The following is a 17,963-nucleotide window of genomic DNA, read 5'->3' as shown; positions in this document are numbered from 1 at the left end:
ATCGCCTATGGACGTAGAAGTCAAGCAAGATCAACCCCGTGCGCAGTTAAAGGATCATGAATTAAAAGAGTTAATTAAGCGTAGTCAGGCTGGAGATCAATTGGCTAGAGACAGCATCGTCGGGCACAACATGAGACTTGTATGGTCAGTTGTTCAGCGCTTTATTAACCGTGGATATGAACCAGATGATTTATTTCAGATTGGTTGTATCGGATTATTGAAATCGGTAGATAAATTTGATCTATCTTATGATGTACGATTTTCTACATATGCTGTTCCGATGATTATTGGAGAAATCCAACGATTTATTCGAGACGACGGAACGGTTAAAGTGAGTCGTTCATTAAAGGAAACGAATAATAAGATTCGAAAAGCAAAAGAAGAATTAAGTAAAACGCTTGGAAGAATGCCTACAATTAACGAGATTGCTACTCATATGGAAATTACACCAGAGGATGTTGTACTTGCACAAGAGGCTAGTAGAGCTCCATCATCAATTCATGAAACGGTGTATGAAAATGATGGTGATCCTATTACATTGTTAGATCAAATTGCTGATAACCATGAAACAAATTGGTTTGAAAAATTTGCATTAAAAGAAGCGATAAAACAACTAGATGATCGAGAGCGATTAATTGTCTATTTAAGATATTATAAAGATCAAACTCAATCAGAAGTTGCTGAACGATTAGGAATTTCTCAAGTGCAAGTATCAAGACTAGAGAAAAAGATTCTCCAACAAATGAAAGATAAAATTAAATAAAATCTTGAGCTAAAAAAGCTGAAGAATCGTAGGGAATACAATACGATTTTTCAGCTTTTTTATATTGTCTTTATTTTTTGTTTTTCACTGTAACTCCGGTTCCAATAAAGGTGATATCTACAAGTTCCACTATCAAAAGCTTTTTTTCGATAAGGCTAAAGACTAATTTTTCCTATTTTTACTTACCTTAACTACTGGAGATCAATCTTACTGGACTTATATTTTTGGGAAGTTTTCACATACTAGTTGTAATTGAATTCATAAAGCTTTGAAACTGAGGGGAAAGTATGAATAAGGTGTTATATATTAAATTACTCAATCGAATCGTTGTACAAGTAGGTAAAAGTGTACATCTAGGAGAGATTGCACGATTACAAGGGATTAATGTTGATTTAACCCAAATTCAAAAAATCATTGTACATGAATCAAAAAAGGAGGATGGTACACATACAGTTATTGATATTCTAGAGCTTTTACCATTAATTCTTAAAATTGAGCCTGATATTTCATTCGAGCTCGTTGGAGTGACAATGTGCATAATAGAACTTAAAAATGAAGTTTCAAAGGATCGTTTTTTTCTGTTTTGTTTCGTTTGGATCTTGTTGTTTACAGGTTCTTCATTAGCCATTATTTATTTCCACGAAGATGTTAGCATGCAACAGGTTCAACAACGAATTTACTATATGATTACAGGAGAACATAATCATAAACCTTTATTACTTCAAGTACCATATTCTTTTGGACTAGGAATTGGGATGATTTTATTTTTTAATCAATGGTTTAAGACTAGATTAAACGAAGAACCGAGTCCTCTTGAAGTAGAAATGTTTCAGTATCAACGCTCAATGGATGAATATGTGTTAGTAAACGAAAATAAAAAGCCAAACAAAAGTGTAAATACCGATGATTAGAGATTTGTTTATAGTGTTTGTAGGTTTTTCAGGAGGTATTGCTGTTGGTACGGGCTTTGTAGCATTTTTATCGGTTATTGGAATCATTCCGAGACTAACACAGTTAACAAAAACGATTAAAAAAATTCGAGCTTATGAGTTTGCAGTTATTTTGGGAGCAATTTTTGGTTGCTGGATTAGTTTGCGAAATACCGTTTTTAATTTGCCGAATATCTTTTCAGTTTTTATTGGGCTGTTAGCAGGTATTTTTATTGGAATGTTAGCTGCAGCGTTAACCGAAGTATTAAACGTTTTTCCAATTTTAGCGAAACGAATTGGCATTCAAAAGAAAATTGTGTACTTATTAATGGCAATTGCCCTAGGTAAAGTTTTTGGGTCGTTATTTCATTGGATTTATTTTATAGAGTAAAGGATGGATGAAATGAGTGGGAAACTAAAAGCTAATTATAAAGAGAACATAAAACCATACCAACCGAAAAAGCCGGTATTAAAAAATTGTATTAAAGCGTTTTTAGTTGGAGGATTTATCTGCCTTTTAGGTGAGTGTATAACGAAAATCTATATTAACTATTTTAACTTTACTGAAAAAAATGTGGGTGATCCAACAGTAGCTACACTTGTATTAATTTCTAGCTTACTTACAGGGTTTGGTATATATGACAAAATTGGACAATTTGCAGGCGCAGGATCTGCTGTTCCTGTAACAGGCTTTGCCAACTCTATGACGAGTGCTGCTATGGAACATAGAAGTGAAGGTCTCGTTCTAGGGGTTGCAACAAATATGTTTAAACTAGCTGGTTGTGTAATTGTTTACGGAGTTGTTTCGGCATATGTCGTAGGAATGATACGATACGCATTTAAAGTATTCTTTTAGGAGGTGAGTACATATGGCTTTAGTCGGTAAACAAACTTGGGAGTTTCAAAATGGTGTTTATGTCCAAGCATCTGGAACTGCTGTAGGACCAAGAGAAAACTTGGGACTGTTAGGTGGCAAATTTGATTATGCTTATGAAGATCTTCATTGTAATGAAGATAATTGGGAATTAGCAGAAAGAGCATTAATGAGAAATGCAATTTCAGTTGCATTAAAAAAAGCAAACAAAACTGTAGAAGATATCGATGTATTTTTAGCGGGTGATTTACTAAATCAAAATGTTACTGCGAACTTTATGGCAAGGGAATTGCAACTTCCTTTTTTATGTATGTTTGGTGCATGCTCAACTTCAATGGAGACGGCTGCACTTGGTGCGCAGTTAATCGATAGTGGCTACGCAAAAATGGCATTAGCAGCAACAAGTAGCCATAATGCTACTGCTGAAAGGCAATATAGATACCCTACAGAATACGGTGGACAAAAACCAGATTCTGCAACTTTTACAGTAACTGGAGCTGGAAGTGTTCTCCTTTCAAATAAAAAAAGCAAAATAAAAGTAAAATGCGCCACAATTGGTACAGTTCAGGATTTAGGTTTGACAGATCCATTCGACATGGGTTCTGCGATGGCACCAGCAGCAGCCTATACAATCGTACAACACTTTAAGGACACTAATACGACACCTGATGATTACGATTTTATCGTAACTGGAGATCTTTCAGCTGTAGGGGCACCAATTTGCGAACAACTTGTTAGAGAAGAAGGATATGATATGGCAGGAAAATACAATGATTGTGGATTGCTAATCTATGATCGAGAAAATCAGGAAGTTTTTGCTGGCGGAAGTGGATGTGCTTGTTCAGCGGTTGTAACATATGGTCATTTATTTCAAGAATTAAATAAAGGTACTTATAAACGAATTTTAGTAGCGGCAACCGGTGCTCTTTTAAGCCCAACAATGATTCAACAGAAAGAATCAATTCCAACTATTTCACATGCTGTCGTTTTCGAAAGCTGTTAGGAGGTGTTCAGATGGATTTTGTTAATGCTTTTATAGTAGGAGGTCTAATTTGTGTAGTTGGCCAATTATTTTTTGATTTCACAAAATTAACACCAGGGCATGTGATGTGCATATTTGTAGTAATTGGGTCAATCTTAGATGGGTTCGGAATTTACGATAAGCTAATAAAATTTGCTGGTGCAGGTGCAACCGTTCCAATTACTAGTTTTGGCCATTCCTTATTACATGGAGCGATGGCAGAAGCAAGTGAACACGGATTTATTGGTATTGGAATGGGGATCTTTTCCCTAACTTCATCTGGAATTTCAGCAGCAATTTTATTCTCATTTATAGTAGCACTTATTTTTAAGCCAAAAGGTTAACTTATGAAAAAGAAAAGGATCATTATCGTAACCGACGGAGATGTTTATGCACATCGGAGTATTGAGTATTTGGCAAAACAATTTGGCGGATGCACAATATCACAATCGCAAGGTAATCCCACTAAGTTCTCTGGAAAGAGAATGGTTGAAATCATAATGCAAGCACAAAAAGAACCAGTATTTGTATTGTTTGATGACAGTGGCTTTATGGGAGAAGGTCCTGGAGAAAAAGCTTTAAAATATGTTGCGAGTGATAAACATATTGAAGTTATTGCTGCACTAGCTGTAGCATCAAATACACATCATCAAGAATGGACAAAAGTGGATGTAAGCATTGATAACGAAGGAAATTTAACTGAATACGGTGTCGATAAGTATGGAGTACCTGATATTGAAATCGGAAGAATAAATGGAGACACCGTTTATAATTTAGATCAACTAAATATTCCTTTCATTTTAGGAATCGGCGATATTGGAAAAATGGGTGGAAGAGATGATATTGAAATCGGTTCACCCATTACAAGAAAAGCAATTGAATATATCCTCGAGAGGAGTGAACTCCAATGACTACGAAAAAAGAGCCGACAAAACTTACAAATAAACTAGTTACAAATGCTCATACAATAAGTGATCGTATAGGTTATGGAGTAAGTTTTGATATCGGAAAACGTGTGATTTTTGTAAATAAAGTTGAAGTTAATCTATATTATGTTAACGGATTAACGGATACAAGCTTTATTCAAAGATTCTTAGATGACTTAATTGGGTTAGAAAAAGTCGAGAAAAATAAATCAATGTTTAAAAATATTGAGGATACGATTGTCCATCAATCAGTAGAGATCGTATTAACATTTGAAGATGTTATAAAGAAAGTATTATCTGGTTTAATTGTAGTTTTAGTTGATGGAGAAGATAAAGGACTTGCAGTCGATGTAAGAAGTTATCCTGGGCGTGGCCCAACAGAACCAGATACTGAGCGAGTAGTACGTGGATCACGAGATGGCTTTACTGAGAACATTATTAATAATACTGGCCTAATTAGACGAAGAATTCGCGATGAAAATTTAAGAAATGAAATTCTTCAAGTAGGTGAAAGTTCAAAAACAGATGTTTGTTTATCGTATATAGAAGGTTTAGCGCACGCGGAACTTGTTAAAGAAGTTCGGGATCGAATTACAGGTATTCACGTTGATGGTCTTACAATGACAGATAAGAAATTAGAGGAATTTATTTTAAAGCAAGGATATAATCCATTTCCTTTAGTTAGATATTCGGAAAGACCTGACGTTGTTGCAAACCACATTCTCGAAGGACATGTATGTATTATCGTGGATACATCTCCGAGCGTAATCATTACGCCTGCAACGTATTACCACCATATGCAACATGCAGAAGAATTTAGACAAACTCCTTCAGTCGGAACATTCCTTCGATGGTGTCGTTATATGGGGATTTTTATGTCAGTCTTTTTATTACCATTTTGGTTGCTATTATGTAATTATCCAGAGGTATTACCAAAATCATTAAGTTATATTGGTCCAAAAGAAACAAGTAATATTCCAATTTATTTACAATTAATTATTGCTGATATGGGGATTGAATTCCTGAGAATGGCAAGTATACATACACCAAATGCAGTTTCCACTTCGATGGGGATTATTGCAGCAGTATTGATTGGACAAGTCGCAATTGATGTAGGGCTTTTCCAACCGGAAGTAGTATTATATACGGCTGTGTCAATGATTGGATCATATGCTACGCCTAGTTATGAGCTAGCACTTGCAAATAAATTAGCCAAATTTTTTATATTAATTTTAACTGCAATATTAGGTGTTAAAGGCTTTATGATTGGTTCAACATTATTTATACTGTTTTTAGCAAGTCTCAATACTTTAAATACACCTTATTTTTGGCCATTTATCCCATTTGATGGCAGAGCCTTCTGGCATTTAGTTATCCGTACAAAAGCTAGTGAAAGTCAACATCAAAAAGGTGGAAAAACAATCGGTGATGCTACCATTTAATTTACTTATGAAATAAAAGAGGGCGGCTGCCTTAGGAGTCAGATTAACTGACAAATAGACGGCCTCAAAAATGTACTAGCGCTGGGGGGGATCTCTACAGCGCTTTTCATTTGTAGTAGATAAAATCGAACTTTTTTATTGGAATTAGCCATATTTTTATCAAGGATTTAATTGCAACATTTCATCATTTAATTGGACAATCAGACCCCTTATATGCAGCTTGAGGCTATGGGCGGTTCAGCTCGATTTTAACACAGAAAACCCGGTTATTTTTAGTAACCGGGTTTGTTTCATTATTATTTAAAGAATGAAAGAATCGCATCAAATAATGCGGAGAAGAAATCTTTAAGTTTTTGAATAAAAGATTGACCTTCTTCAGAATTTAGGTACTCTGAAATTTTATTTTTAGCTTTTGTTAATTGGTTTCCTACTTGATCCCAATTAATATTTAAATCTTTCATTTTTTCAAAAAGAGACATCAAACTAGCCTTTTGATCAGCAGTTAATGTAATACCAAGATCCTTTGCTAATCGATCAATTAATGATTTTAATTCATCGGTTGACATGTTTGGATTTTTAGCTAGCTCTTCTTTTACTTTAGTAACAAGTTGTACAGCTTTTTCATTACCTACTGAATCACCAAGTTCGGCAGTTTTAACCATTTCTTCATTTGCTACTTTTTTAACATCATCAGGTATAACTTCACCTGAACTTAGCTCATAAGCCTTCATAATCCCAGTTAAAGCAGCTGTACCAGAGACTTCAAATGGTGCAGTAATTACAATATTTGCATCTTTTAATCCAGCCGTGATTAAAGCATTTGTATACATTGAGTTAGTAACCCATGAAATGTTATTTGATTGAACGACGATGCCTGTATTTTTTTCACCGATTGTAATCATAGCAGATGAAAGAGCTCGAGTACCGATTTGAGCACTAGGTACAGTACCATCTAAATATTTATGCTCCTCTTGATTCGAAACAGTCACAATTTTAGCATCAGATGGTGCACCCATTTCAGCTAATAATGCTTTCTTTTGCGTTTCAGACAAATTTTGTCCAAGAGTAACAATCGTATCACCAGGAACAGAATCAGCAAATACCGATAAAGGCATAGCTATTAATCCCATTGAGATGGTGAACGCTAATAACTTTCGTTTTAACAAAGAGACACTCCCTTTACAATAATCCAAATTTTACATCTTACAACACTATTATAGTACTTTTAGAAAACTTGTCATTACTTTTTGTTTTTTGTATGATTATATCAGCGTTACTAGTTTATTCAGTAATGAAAAATATAGGACAATTAAGTCTTATGAAATTTGTACATACATAAGGAGGATTTTTATTATGAAAAAAGCAAGTATTACATTTGAAAATGGTGAACAAATCTTAATCGAATTATTCCCAGAACATGCACCAGGTACAGTTGAAAACTTTGAAAAATTAATCCGTGAAGGTTTCTACAATGGATTAACTTTCCACCGTGTAATTCCTGGATTTGTATCTCAAGGTGGAGATCCAAACGGTAATGGAACAGGTGGCCCAGGATACAAAATTAAATGTGAAACTGTTGGTAACCCATTAAAACATAAAGCTGGATCTTTATCAATGGCACATGCTGGAAAAGATACTGGTGGTAGCCAATTCTTTATCGTTCACGAGCCACAACCACATTTAGATGGCGTACATACAGTTTTCGGTCAAGTAATCGAAGGCATGGATACAGTTTTAAGAATGCGTAATGGCGATGTTATGCAAGAAGTTAAGGTTTGGGACGAAGAATAGTCAAAACAAAAAGAGGTCATTTTAAAAAGACTTCAAATGAAGAAAACCACAAGGGAAAAAATTTTTCCTTGTGGTTTTTTAACATGTTCATGATTGGTTAAAAGGTAAAAATTATTTGATAACAGTTTGGACTATTTATTGAACATTAAATTAAAAGATTTAATTTTGTTTTTTTGAAAAATGTTAAGTTTTTATTGTTTAACATTCTAATTCATGTAATTTTTTATATAATTCTTGATTCTAATAATCTATTTCCACATGATTCATTTTCTTATTTGCAGTTTTCTTATTTTTAATTGCAGATTTCCCAAATATAATTGCAGTTTTGGCTTTTTTTATTGCACATACTCCGATTTAATTGCTCTTCACTTTAATTTAATTGCACTAACTGCTCTCATCTTGATCTTCAACGCTGTTGATAATAATGCTGGTTGTAATAAGAATTTTGATAATAATTTTGGTTCTGCTGATTTGCATATTCATGCTCATTTTGAACTTGTCGATTACAGTTTTTTGGTGGTCCTATAAATATAGAAGGTTGTAAATTTGCTGTTGCATTTTTCCATTGGTTTTCATCAAGACAGTAAGTATGTGAGACAATATTTGAAGGTGTAAATTTCATTAAATCAGAGAATAAAATTACATCAGGGGAAGGTGCATTAAATATTGCTAATAAATGAGTATTGTCAACAGTTGCAATTTCATAATGCCACCAGCCTTGTGGTACATTTGCAACTTGACCAGGAGTAATTGGGAAATTTAATAGTTGCTTTGTATAAGGATTCAAAATCGATACAACTGCGGCTCCAGAAATACAATAGACTAATTCTGAAGAATTTTGATGATAATGTGGCTCTACAACATTATTCACACTTAAATATATATCCAATAAAGACAAATTATCCAAAGTATTCAAATTATTAACACTTAATTGATTGATAAAGTTTTGACTATCCTTCACAAAGGCATGGTTTTTATTTATATCAAAAGTAAATTGAATACTTGGCGATGTATAATCTAAATCCAACCTCATAATGATCACCCTTTTATATAACTCTAACTAAAATTTACTGTATTCAAATTTGCCTAATTGGTGACAAAAGCCTATGAGGTGGGAAAGGCAGGAAGAATACTTAACTAATACTATAAATTAATTAAAATTCTCTCCTGTACCATATATCCCGTTTTTCCTTCTATCTGATTTTCTGACTTGACAGAAAAATGTGAGAATTATATATTTGAAATATTGATATATTTGGAACGAATTTTTATATTTACCGTACTATAGAGGGATAATCAATCATATATTATGTATTGGTTTAGAAGCTAATTAGAGTTTTAATAATTTTTAAGAGGGGTTAACATGTTAATTAGGTATAAGAAAACATATGAGAAAATTGCAATGGGCCTGCTTTCGTTTATGCCGAATGAAAAGAATGTGAAGAGCTTAGTAAATACAATTAAAGATTATGAAACTAAAGATGATAATCATTTGTTCCTTTGGAAATTAGACGATATTGTTGGGATTATTGGAATACAACTACTACCAGATAAGGTTATTATGATTAAACATTTAAGTGTAAACCCTTCATTCCGAAATCAAGGTATTGCAACTTCACTTTACGATGCTATTAGATCTCAATATACAGACTATACAATCGTAACAACGCAAGAAGTAGCTTCATTTATTGAACATTGCCATGTTAGTTTGAAAGTATTATAGAAAAAGGTGCTCAATTTTTTTGAGCATTTTTTTTTAGAAATAAGTGCCTACTTATGAAGCAGTCATGATTAAGTATTTTCAACTTACTGCTATTTTTTCATACTCATAAACCGGATATTAGTAAGTACAATGCAACAAAAAGCTATTTTGCTAAAAGCTATTTTGCTTCCTCACGAACCAGTCATGAGGAAGTACGAGCCAATAAAAAGCTATTTTGCTTCCTCATGAACCAGTTATGAGGAAGTACGAAATAACAAAAAGCTATTTTGCTTCCTCATGAGCCAGTTATGAGGAAGTACGAGGCAACAAAAAGCTATTTTGCTTCCTCATGAACCAGTTATGAGGAAGTACGAAGCAACAAAAAGCTATTTTGCTTCCTCATGAACCAGTTATGATAAGTATGAAGCAATAAAAAGTTATTTTGCTTCCTCATGAAGCAGTCATGAGGAAGTACGAGCCAACTTCCATTTCGACCACACTGAAAAAGGTGCCCAATAATTTTGAGCACCTTTTCCTTTGACTCTAAATTTTTCTTCGTAATTCTAATTGCTTTAATCTTTCCGAAATGACATCAGTTCGATCTCTTGTAGAATGTTTATTAATTAAATCTTCCGTAAAAGCCGAGTATTTTTCTTTTTGATTTTGGAATCTTTCAATCAATTCTTGGTCATTTATTGGGAGATCGAAAGGGTGAAATTCTGTTTCGTTTTGAAGTTTTAGCTGTAAATCTGATATGATTTGTTGAAAGCGAAATTGATCAATACCAGCCATTTCCAATAAATTAGAATCATTTGAAAAGATAATGACGTGTCGAAATAATTTTTTAGCACCAGTAAAGTTTCTTCTTCTATAATGATATAACACTACTGATAATCTTATTAAACCTAACCATACCTTTTTATATTGATGATTTAATTCAAGTTTCCATTGTTCCTCAAGAATTTCATGACATTCAAAAAAATCTTGATCAAAATGGAAATGACATAGATATTTTATGTATCGCTCGTTTTTATTGTAATGAACCAAGTTTTTCACCTCTTTATTACTAAAATTTTATCAGAAATGGAATTATTTAAAAAGAAGAAAGCCTAGAGCAATGTCTAGACTTTCACGTTTTGTTTATTCACGGGGTTAAATTAACAGACGAAAGCACATCCAACGATGATTAATAAAATAAATAATACTACGATTAAAGCAAAGCCTCTGCCATGGCCGAAACCGCCGAACTCTGGAGAAACAGCACCTTTACTCATGAAATAACCTCCTTACCAAAAAAATAATTCTTCTTGCACTGATATCTTATGAAAAATTTTAGAAAATGGTATAGGCGTAAAACTAAAAATTTAGGAACAAAGTTACTTCATCGATGAAAAAACCTTTTCTGTTATATAGTTTTATGAAATAATACTTTATACTGTTATAGAGTATATTTTTATTTTAAAGTAAGTTGGTGAGTAGTTTGTGAAGCAATATGAAGTTAAAATTGATGCATTTGAAGGGCCATTAGATTTATTACTTCATTTAATTCAACGATTTGAAATTGATATTTATGATATACCTGTATCTGAAATAACAGATCAATATGTTTCATATATTCATACAATGAAAGAATTAGAATTGGATATTGCAAGTGAATATTTAGTGATGGCAGCTGAATTACTTGCGATGAAAAGTAAAAGTATTTTACCTAATCATGAAGAACAAGCTGATTGGGATGCTGTACTTGAAGAAGACCCTAGAGAAGAATTAATGAATCGATTAATTATATATAAGCAATTTAAAGAAGCGGCGATAGTATTTCAGGAAAAAGAATCCGAACGTGCGATGATTTTTACCCGAAATCCAGTTGATTTGTCCGAATATGGACCTAGACCAGAAGATATTGTCATGCCGACTGATGTTACAATTTACGATATGTTTGGTGCACTTCAAAAGCTTTTTAAACGGAAAAAGCTGCAAGAACCGCTTCAAACTAAAATTGTTCGTGAAGAAATATCGATCGAAAAAAGAATGGATGAAATTATTACCTACTTAAAAAGTATAAAAAAGCGAACTAATTTCATCAGTTTATTTCCATATAATGATAAAGAAAGTATAGTAGTTACTTTTTTAGCGATTTTGGAGTTAATGAAAACAAAAGATATTGTAGTTGAACAGGAACAAAACTTTTCAGAAATTTTTCTAACATCACGGGAGGTTTTTGAAGATAAGCAAGCTGAGGTGTACTTGTAATGGAACAGGAAAAAAATTTAGTAGGAGTTCTTGAAGGACTTTTATTTGTAGCTGGCGATGAAGGAATATCGATTGTCGAGCTATCCGAGACTTTAGAATTAAGTCAGACCGATGTTCTAGAGTTAATTGAGAGTCTAAAAAAAGAATATGAAAATCCTAACAGAGGATTACAAATTAGAATTTTAGCGAACAGATATAAACTTACTTCAAAGAGGGAACATGGTGAGTTTTTCAAAAAATTAGTTGAAAGTCCATCGAACTCTTCATTGTCACAAGCAGCATTAGAAACTTTAGCAATTGTTGCATATCAACAACCAATTACGAGGACAGAAATTGAAGATATTCGTGGAGTTAAGACTGAAAAACCAATTCAAACTCTTGTCTCGAAATATTTAATTAAAGAAGTTGGACGGGCTGAAGGTACTGGACGTGCAATATTATATGGTACTACTTCTGAGTTTTTAGATTATTTTGGTCTAAAAAACATTAAAGAATTACCTCCACTACCACAAGAGTTAAAAATGGAAGAGGTTGAAGAAGAAGCAGATTTATTTTTTAGCAAATTTGAAAAATAAGATTAGTTAAAAAATTCTGCAAATCTGTATGTATCCTATGTTAAACTAATACTATGGAATCTTGGAGGGTGAAAGAATTGTTAATTTATAATTGTCATGGGTATGAATTAGTAAAGGCTCAACCAAATACTTCGGAAGATTTTTTTAATCGTTCTGAAGTTGAATATGAATTTAATGGTCAAAAAATTGTAACTTCTGTCTTATATGTTCGCTTCTTTGAAGAACAACTTTCTGAAGTAAGTGATTTAAAAACAACTAGATTATATGAAAATGGCGATTTATCAGTAGATTTCCGTGATATAGTGGCACTTGCGCTAATTATTAAAAATCCTGATTATCGTGGAAGAAAGCGAATATATATTAATGAATTAGATCAATTTGTAAAAGAGCTACAAGGTACTGATTTTGATAAATTGGTAGGATATGTGAGAAGTATTAAACAAAATTCAAATAAAATTGAAATTTCGATCTAATTTAACGGAGGGAAAAAAATGTCGAATAAGATGGTAGAGCATCAATTAAAAATTGTTGGTAATCAATTAGGGATTGTTGGTCTAGAGTGTAATTTGTTTTTAAATAGGAATTCTTTACCGTCATTTCAACATGAAAACCAAGCAGTGGATCTTAACTACTTAGAAAAAATACTTTCTTCATTACGTAGAATTACAGTATATTGTGAGGATGCTAAAGAAGTTTGTGAGAAAATTTTAAGTGGACAGTTCCATAAAGCAACAGCTGAAGATACTTTACATAAAATTTATCACAGATGTATCGCAGAATTCTTCTCTCCTAAAAACGATGCATGGTATGAAAATAGTCGTGCAGCATACACTGGAAATCAAGCAATTACATTCTATAAAGCTGTACCAGGTACAGTCCAAGACCTATTCTCATCATTAGAAAAAGTTTTTCAACAAATGCGTGAAGAACTTGAGTATTATGAAACAGATTATTCAACAAAACTTATGCAACAATACAAACAGTAATTAGAAAATAGTTAAATGTAAATAGTAATGTTAAGAGAAAAAGACTAGAAATTTTCTAGTCTTTTCATTTTGTACAAAACTCAAAAAAATGGATATATCTAGTAATTTTTATGTAAGATGCGTTACAATACTATAGAAATTTCTTTGTAAGAGAAGAGGATTGAAAATGAAACAAATGTATTCGATTGGACAAAGGACAATCAAAACAGCAATCGGAAGTGGTATATCCCTATTAATTGCAGAAGCTTTACATTTACAAAATTACAGTACTGCAGCTGTCGTTACACTATTAAGTATTCAAAATACAAAACGTAGATCATTTATTGTTGCAATTCAAAGATTTGTTGCATCAGTTATTGCGATGTTAATTGGATGGATGATGTTTGAATTTTTAAGCTATACGCCATTAACAGTTGTCATTTATTTTCTTTTAACTATACCCTTGTTAGTCACTTTAAGGTTACAAGAGGGAATCATTCCGAGCTCAGTGATCGTTTTGCAAATCTATGTGAGTAATAATAAATCAATATCTTTCTTATTTAATCAAGTTGAAATTTTAGCAGTTGGGATCTTAATTGCTTTAATAATGAATACATATATGCCGAGTATTGAGAAGAAGATGATTGAATCTCAAAAGAAAATCGAGCAAAATTTTAAAATGTTACTGCTAGGTATTGCTTTAAAAATGAAGGGTAAGGATGAAGATTCACAAAATGATTTAATTGATGAAACTAAAATGCTTTTACAAACTGCGAAAACTTTAGCTTATAGGCAAGTTGAAAATAGTTTTATAAAATCGAACTTATATTATATTAATTATTTTGAAATGAGAGAACGTCAATTTGAAATCATATCGAGCCAAATCATACCTTTATTAAAAAAGGTTGCGTTAAATTATCCGCATTCAAAAATTGTTGCTGAATTTTTTGAGGATACAGGTGTTTACTTAAAAGAAAAATCTACTGGGATTGAATTATTAGGGGAATTCAGTCATATGATGAATGACTTTAGGAAGATGCCATTACCTGAATCAAGAGATGAGTTTGAAACTAGAGCTAGTTTAATGATGATAGTTTATGAATTGGAAAAAGTGATTTCATTAAAAATGGAGTTTTACTCAGAAAATCAGACTGTTTTAGAGAAGCTAAACTAATCATTTTTAATAAGAATATGTGGAATTAATATCTTTATACAGCGAATTCCATTTATCGCGTGAAACACGTGAATACCGGTAATAGCTATAAATTTAGTATCATACAATGGAAAGTAGAAGAGAAATTTATTTTCTCTGATGGAGGTGTATGATGTTAAATCAATCTGAACTCGTCACTTACTTTCAGGAGGTAGAAATCTGGTGTGCGAATGTATTACAGTTGCTATCTGAAAGATTTGACCATATTCAAGAAAAAGAACTATTAGAATATAAAGTAAAACTCTTGTTAAACAGAATAGGGACAAAAGGTCATTATGTAGATCAAAATTCCTTTTTGGATGAAATTAGTATGGATGTGGACGATATACAAGAACGATTAATTTCAATTTTAAATGAAGAGGAATATGATGATAGCTATGCGTATCGGGTAATAGAAGTCGAAGAGAGAGTAGGGATTGGTAAACATGAGCTTCCACCTTTACCATATCCATATAATGCACTCGAGCCATATATATCAAAAGAAATCATGATGCTGCATCATGATAAGCACCATAAAAGTTATGTAGATGGTTTAAATAAAGCTGAGATTGAATTAGAAAAGGCAAGAAAAAATAAGGAATACGATTTATTAAAGCATTGGGAAAGAGAGCTTGCATTTCATGGGTCAGGTCATTATTTGCATACTATATTTTGGAATAATTTAAGTAAGTCAGGTGGAGGGCAGCCTCATGGAGCTCTCTTCAAACAAATTGAAGATGACTTCGGAAGTTATGAAGACTTTAAAGAGCATTTTACACAAGCTGCTAAAAAAGTGGAAGGTGTCGGTTGGGCGATTTTAGTTTGGGTTCCAAGAGCGAATCGATTGGAAATCCTTCAAACAGAAAAACATCAATTCTTTACTCAATGGGATACAATTCCACTACTAGTTTTGGATGTTTGGGAGCATGCTTATTATTTACAGTATAAATTTGATAAAGACGCATACATTACAAATTTTTGGAACATAGTTAATTGGCCGGATGTAAATTATCGATATGATTATGCTAGTCAATTAAAATGGCAACCCTTTTATTAATTGGAGAAAAATAGTAGGTGCTGGAATTGCTCAGGTTGTATATCTGAACAAGTTCAGCACTTTTTTTCTTAAAAAAAGTCATTTTTTTATAATGTAATTCGTAAACTTGTACTAATTAGGACTAACTGTGGAGTTGATGCGAAAGATGAAAAAATGGCTAGTAGTAGGAATCATTGGCTTATTTTTAATCGGGATTATGATTCCGACGAATAATGTTAAAGCATTTGGAGGAGTTAGTGCTAGAAATGCTGTTTTGATGGATCAAAAAACTGGACGAATCTTATATGGTAAAGCTATGCATGACTCTGAAAGAATCGCCAGCATTACAAAAATAATGACTGCAATACTTGCTGTAGAATCCGGTAAAATGCAAAACACGATAACAATTAGTTCAAGAGCAGTTCAAACAGAAGGATCATCCATTTATTTAAAACCTGGACAAAAAATTAAGTTGGAAGATTTAGTGTATGGTTTAATGCTTAGGTCAGGGAATGACGCGGCTAATGCAATTGCCGAGGCTGTAGGAGGTAGCATCGATGGATTTGTTTATATGATGAACGAGAAAGCAAAAGAAATAGGAATGAGTAATACATATTTTAGCAATCCATCAGGACTTGATCAGCAAGGAAAAGAACATTACTCATCTGCTTATGATATGGCGTTATTAACGAGATACGCTATGGAAAATCCTAAATATGCAAAAATTGCAGGTACAAAAGTACACCGTGCGCCAAATACGGCAGAATCTTGGGATTATGTTTGGAAGAATAAAAACAAATTGCTTACTTTTATGTACAAGTATAGTACTGGAGGAAAAACTGGATTTACTAAAAAAGCAAGAAGAACACTTGTTTCAACTGCTTCAAAAAATGGAATGGATTTAATTGTTGTAACACTAAATGATGGGCAAGATTGGCAAGATCATATGGCACTATTCGAATATGGTTTCAGTAACTATCCTTTAACGAAAGTATTAAGTAAAGGTGGAATTAAGGAAGTCACAAATAAAAAATATAAAGGACATGTTTATATGAAAAATGACTTCTCTTATCCATTAGATAAAAAAGAGCGAGATCAAGTACGAATCACAATTGAAATGCAAAAGCCGACTAAGAAAAAAATCGCTAATGATGCCATTGTTGGTAAAGCGATTATCGAATTAGAAGGTGAACAAATTGGAATTAGAAATATTTTTTATAGTGATAGTAAAGTCAAAGTATTTACGAAGGAAATAATCCAAAATGGAAAACAAGTTTTATTAAACTTAATGGGAGAGCACTCTGATGGTTAATATTATTTGGGTTGCTCTTACAATAATTGGTTTTATTTTTGCGATGATTAATGGCACTATGGACGAAGTAAATAAAGCAGTCTTTGACGGAGGAAAGCAAGCAATTACCATTATTATTGGACTAGTTAGTGTTCTTGTTTTTTGGTTAGGTTTAATGCGAATAGCGGAAGAATCAGGATTATTAAAAATTCTTTCGAAATTATTTCAACCATTTCTAGCATTCCTATTTCCGAGAATCCCTAAAGACCATCCAGCACTTGGTTATATTATGTCAAATATGGTGGCCAATTTATTTGGTTTAGGAAATGCTGCAACTCCACTAGGTATAAAGGCGATGGAGCAACTAAAAGTATTAAATAGAAATAGTAATGAAGCAAGTGATGACATGATTACATTTTTAACGTTAAATACGAGTGCAATCACTTTAATTCCTACAACTGTCATAGGAGTTAGAATGTCTTATCATTCCTCAAATCCGACTGAAATAGTAGGTGTTACAATACTTGCACAGGTCGTTTCATTTATTGGGGGACTCGCAGTAAATAGTTTTTTTGCAAATAGGCGAAATCGAAAGGGGAGAAAATAAATGGGATATATGAATACGATCTCACTTTATATCATTCCATTTATTATCGCTGTCATTTTAATACATGGAACTTGGAAAAAGGTGCCGACGTATGAATCTTTTGTAGAAGGTGGAAAAGAGGGTGTAACAATTGCAGTGCAATTAATTCCATTTTTAGTAGGTATGCTAGTATCCATCTCCATCTTTAGAGCTTCAGGTGCACTAGAGTTTTGTGTAGAACTTATGCGTCCGTTATTAAGTTCACTAGGTATTCCTGCAGAAGTTTTTCCGCTTGCAATTATTCGACCTATTTCTGGTTCAGCTGCTTTAGGTATTACGTCAGATTTAATTAAAACATATGGACCGGATTCATTTATTGGAAGACTAGCTTCAACTATGCAAGGTAGTACAGATACAACGCTATATGTTCTAACGGTGTATTTTGGAGCGGTAGGTATTCGTAAAATGGGTGATGCATTAAAAGTAGGTTTAATTGCAGATGCAATCAGTATTATTTTTTCAATCATTTTTGTGACAATGTTCTTTTCTTAACTAAAAATCATGCGATTTCAATTAGTTTGAGAATATTTTAATCATTTTATTTTTAAAAAAAGTAC

At 32.7% G+C, this 17,963-nt stretch carries 23 protein-coding genes; 19 read left to right on the top strand and 4 right to left on the bottom strand.

Annotated features, from left to right (window positions below; genetic code table 11):
• Window positions 1-7 precede the first annotated feature (7 nt).
• The 8 genes from sigF (at window position 8) to ABEY15_RS19915 (ending at window position 5,955) form a co-directional block, all read left to right on the top strand.
• A complete protein-coding gene (gene sigF / locus ABEY15_RS19950; RefSeq protein WP_056466881.1) occupies window positions 8-763 on the top strand; it encodes an RNA polymerase sporulation sigma factor SigF in 756 nt (251 codons plus the stop codon).
• A 287-nt stretch (window positions 764-1,050) separates the two neighbouring features.
• Window positions 1,051-1,674, top strand: coding sequence for a stage V sporulation protein AA (locus tag ABEY15_RS19945; protein WP_429891815.1), 624 nt, complete (start codon window positions 1,051-1,053; stop codon window positions 1,672-1,674).
• The gene (locus ABEY15_RS19940) at window positions 1,667-2,083 is read left to right on the top strand and encodes a stage V sporulation protein AB (protein ID WP_429891814.1); all 417 of its coding nucleotides are present in this window, start codon (window positions 1,667-1,669) and stop codon (window positions 2,081-2,083) included. The genes ABEY15_RS19945 and ABEY15_RS19940 overlap by 8 nt, the downstream gene beginning before the upstream one ends.
• A 12-nt stretch (window positions 2,084-2,095) precedes the next feature.
• Window positions 2,096-2,548, top strand: coding sequence for a stage V sporulation protein AC (gene spoVAC, locus ABEY15_RS19935; protein WP_429891813.1), 453 nt, complete (start codon window positions 2,096-2,098; stop codon window positions 2,546-2,548).
• Window positions 2,549-2,561: 13 nt separating this feature from the next.
• The gene (gene spoVAD / locus ABEY15_RS19930) at window positions 2,562-3,569 is read left to right on the top strand and encodes a stage V sporulation protein AD (protein ID WP_097979051.1); all 1,008 of its coding nucleotides are present in this window, start codon (window positions 2,562-2,564) and stop codon (window positions 3,567-3,569) included.
• Between the two features lie 11 nt (window positions 3,570-3,580).
• Window positions 3,581-3,931, top strand: coding sequence for a stage V sporulation protein AE (gene spoVAE, locus ABEY15_RS19925; RefSeq protein ID WP_429891812.1), 351 nt, complete (start codon window positions 3,581-3,583; stop codon window positions 3,929-3,931).
• Window positions 3,932-3,934: 3 nt separating this feature from the next.
• Window positions 3,935-4,498: a stage V sporulation protein AE gene (locus ABEY15_RS19920; RefSeq protein ID WP_069031813.1), complete on the top strand. Its 564-nt coding sequence runs from the start codon at window positions 3,935-3,937 to the stop codon at window positions 4,496-4,498.
• A complete protein-coding gene (locus ABEY15_RS19915; protein ID WP_429891811.1) occupies window positions 4,495-5,955 on the top strand; it encodes a spore germination protein in 1,461 nt (486 codons plus the stop codon). Before ABEY15_RS19920 ends, ABEY15_RS19915 begins: the two co-directional genes overlap by 4 nt.
• Before the next feature lie 296 nt (window positions 5,956-6,251).
• On the opposite strand, the gene ABEY15_RS19910 is transcribed toward ABEY15_RS19915, so the two are convergent.
• Window positions 6,252-7,085: a DUF1002 domain-containing protein gene (locus ABEY15_RS19910; protein ID WP_429891843.1), complete on the bottom strand. Its 834-nt coding sequence runs from the start codon at window positions 7,083-7,085 to the stop codon at window positions 6,252-6,254.
• Between the two features lie 223 nt (window positions 7,086-7,308).
• Here ABEY15_RS19910 and ABEY15_RS19905 point away from each other — a divergent pair, with 223 nt between their 5' ends.
• Entirely contained in the window at window positions 7,309-7,746 is a 438-nt protein-coding gene (locus ABEY15_RS19905) for a peptidylprolyl isomerase (RefSeq protein WP_056466860.1), read from the top strand.
• 406 nt (window positions 7,747-8,152) lie between these two features.
• Here the strand turns inward: ABEY15_RS19905 and ABEY15_RS19900 are convergent, their stop codons facing one another.
• Window positions 8,153-8,779, bottom strand: a complete 627-nt coding sequence (locus ABEY15_RS19900; protein WP_429891810.1) for a cupin domain-containing protein — start codon at window positions 8,777-8,779, stop codon at window positions 8,153-8,155.
• A 330-nt stretch (window positions 8,780-9,109) separates the two neighbouring features.
• Here ABEY15_RS19900 and ABEY15_RS19895 point away from each other — a divergent pair, with 330 nt between their 5' ends.
• A complete protein-coding gene (locus ABEY15_RS19895; protein WP_025672354.1) occupies window positions 9,110-9,469 on the top strand; it encodes a GNAT family N-acetyltransferase in 360 nt (119 codons plus the stop codon).
• Between the two features lie 522 nt (window positions 9,470-9,991).
• Here ABEY15_RS19895 and ABEY15_RS19890 read toward each other — a convergent pair.
• Together ABEY15_RS19890 and ABEY15_RS19885 are read right to left on the bottom strand one after the other, a co-directional pair.
• Entirely contained in the window at window positions 9,992-10,495 is a 504-nt protein-coding gene (locus tag ABEY15_RS19890; RefSeq protein ID WP_429891809.1) for a DUF309 domain-containing protein, read from the bottom strand.
• A gap of 110 nt (window positions 10,496-10,605) precedes the next feature.
• A complete protein-coding gene (locus ABEY15_RS19885; protein ID WP_084006686.1) occupies window positions 10,606-10,722 on the bottom strand; it encodes a YjcZ family sporulation protein in 117 nt (38 codons plus the stop codon).
• Window positions 10,723-10,930: 208 nt separating this feature from the next.
• Between ABEY15_RS19885 and ABEY15_RS19880 the strand changes: the two genes are divergently transcribed.
• The 9 genes from ABEY15_RS19880 to ABEY15_RS19840 all read left to right on the top strand — a co-directional run bounded on the left by ABEY15_RS19880 (window position 10,931) and on the right by ABEY15_RS19840 (window position 17,898).
• Window positions 10,931-11,701 carry a segregation/condensation protein A gene (locus tag ABEY15_RS19880; RefSeq protein ID WP_097978007.1) on the top strand — a complete coding sequence of 257 codons (771 nt, stop codon included), beginning with the start codon at window positions 10,931-10,933 and terminating at the stop codon, window positions 11,699-11,701.
• The gene (scpB, locus tag ABEY15_RS19875) at window positions 11,701-12,276 is read left to right on the top strand and encodes an SMC-Scp complex subunit ScpB (protein WP_429891808.1); all 576 of its coding nucleotides are present in this window, start codon (window positions 11,701-11,703) and stop codon (window positions 12,274-12,276) included. The genes ABEY15_RS19880 and scpB overlap by 1 nt, the downstream gene beginning before the upstream one ends.
• Window positions 12,277-12,353: 77 nt before the next feature.
• Window positions 12,354-12,749 carry a hypothetical protein gene (locus ABEY15_RS19870; protein ID WP_429891807.1) on the top strand — a complete coding sequence of 132 codons (396 nt, stop codon included), beginning with the start codon at window positions 12,354-12,356 and terminating at the stop codon, window positions 12,747-12,749.
• 18 nt (window positions 12,750-12,767) lie between these two features.
• On the top strand, window positions 12,768-13,262 hold the full coding sequence (locus tag ABEY15_RS19865) for a DUF3907 family protein (RefSeq protein WP_429891806.1): 495 nt from the start codon (window positions 12,768-12,770) through the stop codon (window positions 13,260-13,262).
• 166 nt (window positions 13,263-13,428) lie between these two features.
• Window positions 13,429-14,415, top strand: coding sequence for an aromatic acid exporter family protein (locus ABEY15_RS19860; protein ID WP_429891805.1), 987 nt, complete (start codon window positions 13,429-13,431; stop codon window positions 14,413-14,415).
• Between the two features lie 151 nt (window positions 14,416-14,566).
• The gene (locus ABEY15_RS19855; RefSeq protein WP_429891804.1) at window positions 14,567-15,490 is read left to right on the top strand and encodes a superoxide dismutase; all 924 of its coding nucleotides are present in this window, start codon (window positions 14,567-14,569) and stop codon (window positions 15,488-15,490) included.
• A gap of 145 nt (window positions 15,491-15,635) precedes the next feature.
• Window positions 15,636-16,781, top strand: coding sequence for a serine hydrolase (locus ABEY15_RS19850; RefSeq protein ID WP_429891803.1), 1,146 nt, complete (start codon window positions 15,636-15,638; stop codon window positions 16,779-16,781).
• Complete coding sequence (locus ABEY15_RS19845; protein WP_429891802.1) at window positions 16,774-17,367, top strand: nucleoside recognition domain-containing protein; 594 nt, start codon at window positions 16,774-16,776, stop codon at window positions 17,365-17,367. Before ABEY15_RS19850 ends, ABEY15_RS19845 begins: the two co-directional genes overlap by 8 nt.
• Window positions 17,368-17,898, top strand: a complete 531-nt coding sequence (locus ABEY15_RS19840) for a spore maturation protein (protein WP_056466828.1) — start codon at window positions 17,368-17,370, stop codon at window positions 17,896-17,898.
• Window positions 17,899-17,963 lie beyond the last annotated feature (65 nt).

Source organism: Gottfriedia acidiceleris, from assembly GCF_050457485.1.
GTDB classification, from domain to species: domain Bacteria; phylum Bacillota; class Bacilli; order Bacillales; family Bacillaceae_G; genus Gottfriedia; species Gottfriedia acidiceleris_D.
This window is presented reverse-complemented; position numbering and strand designations above follow the sequence as displayed.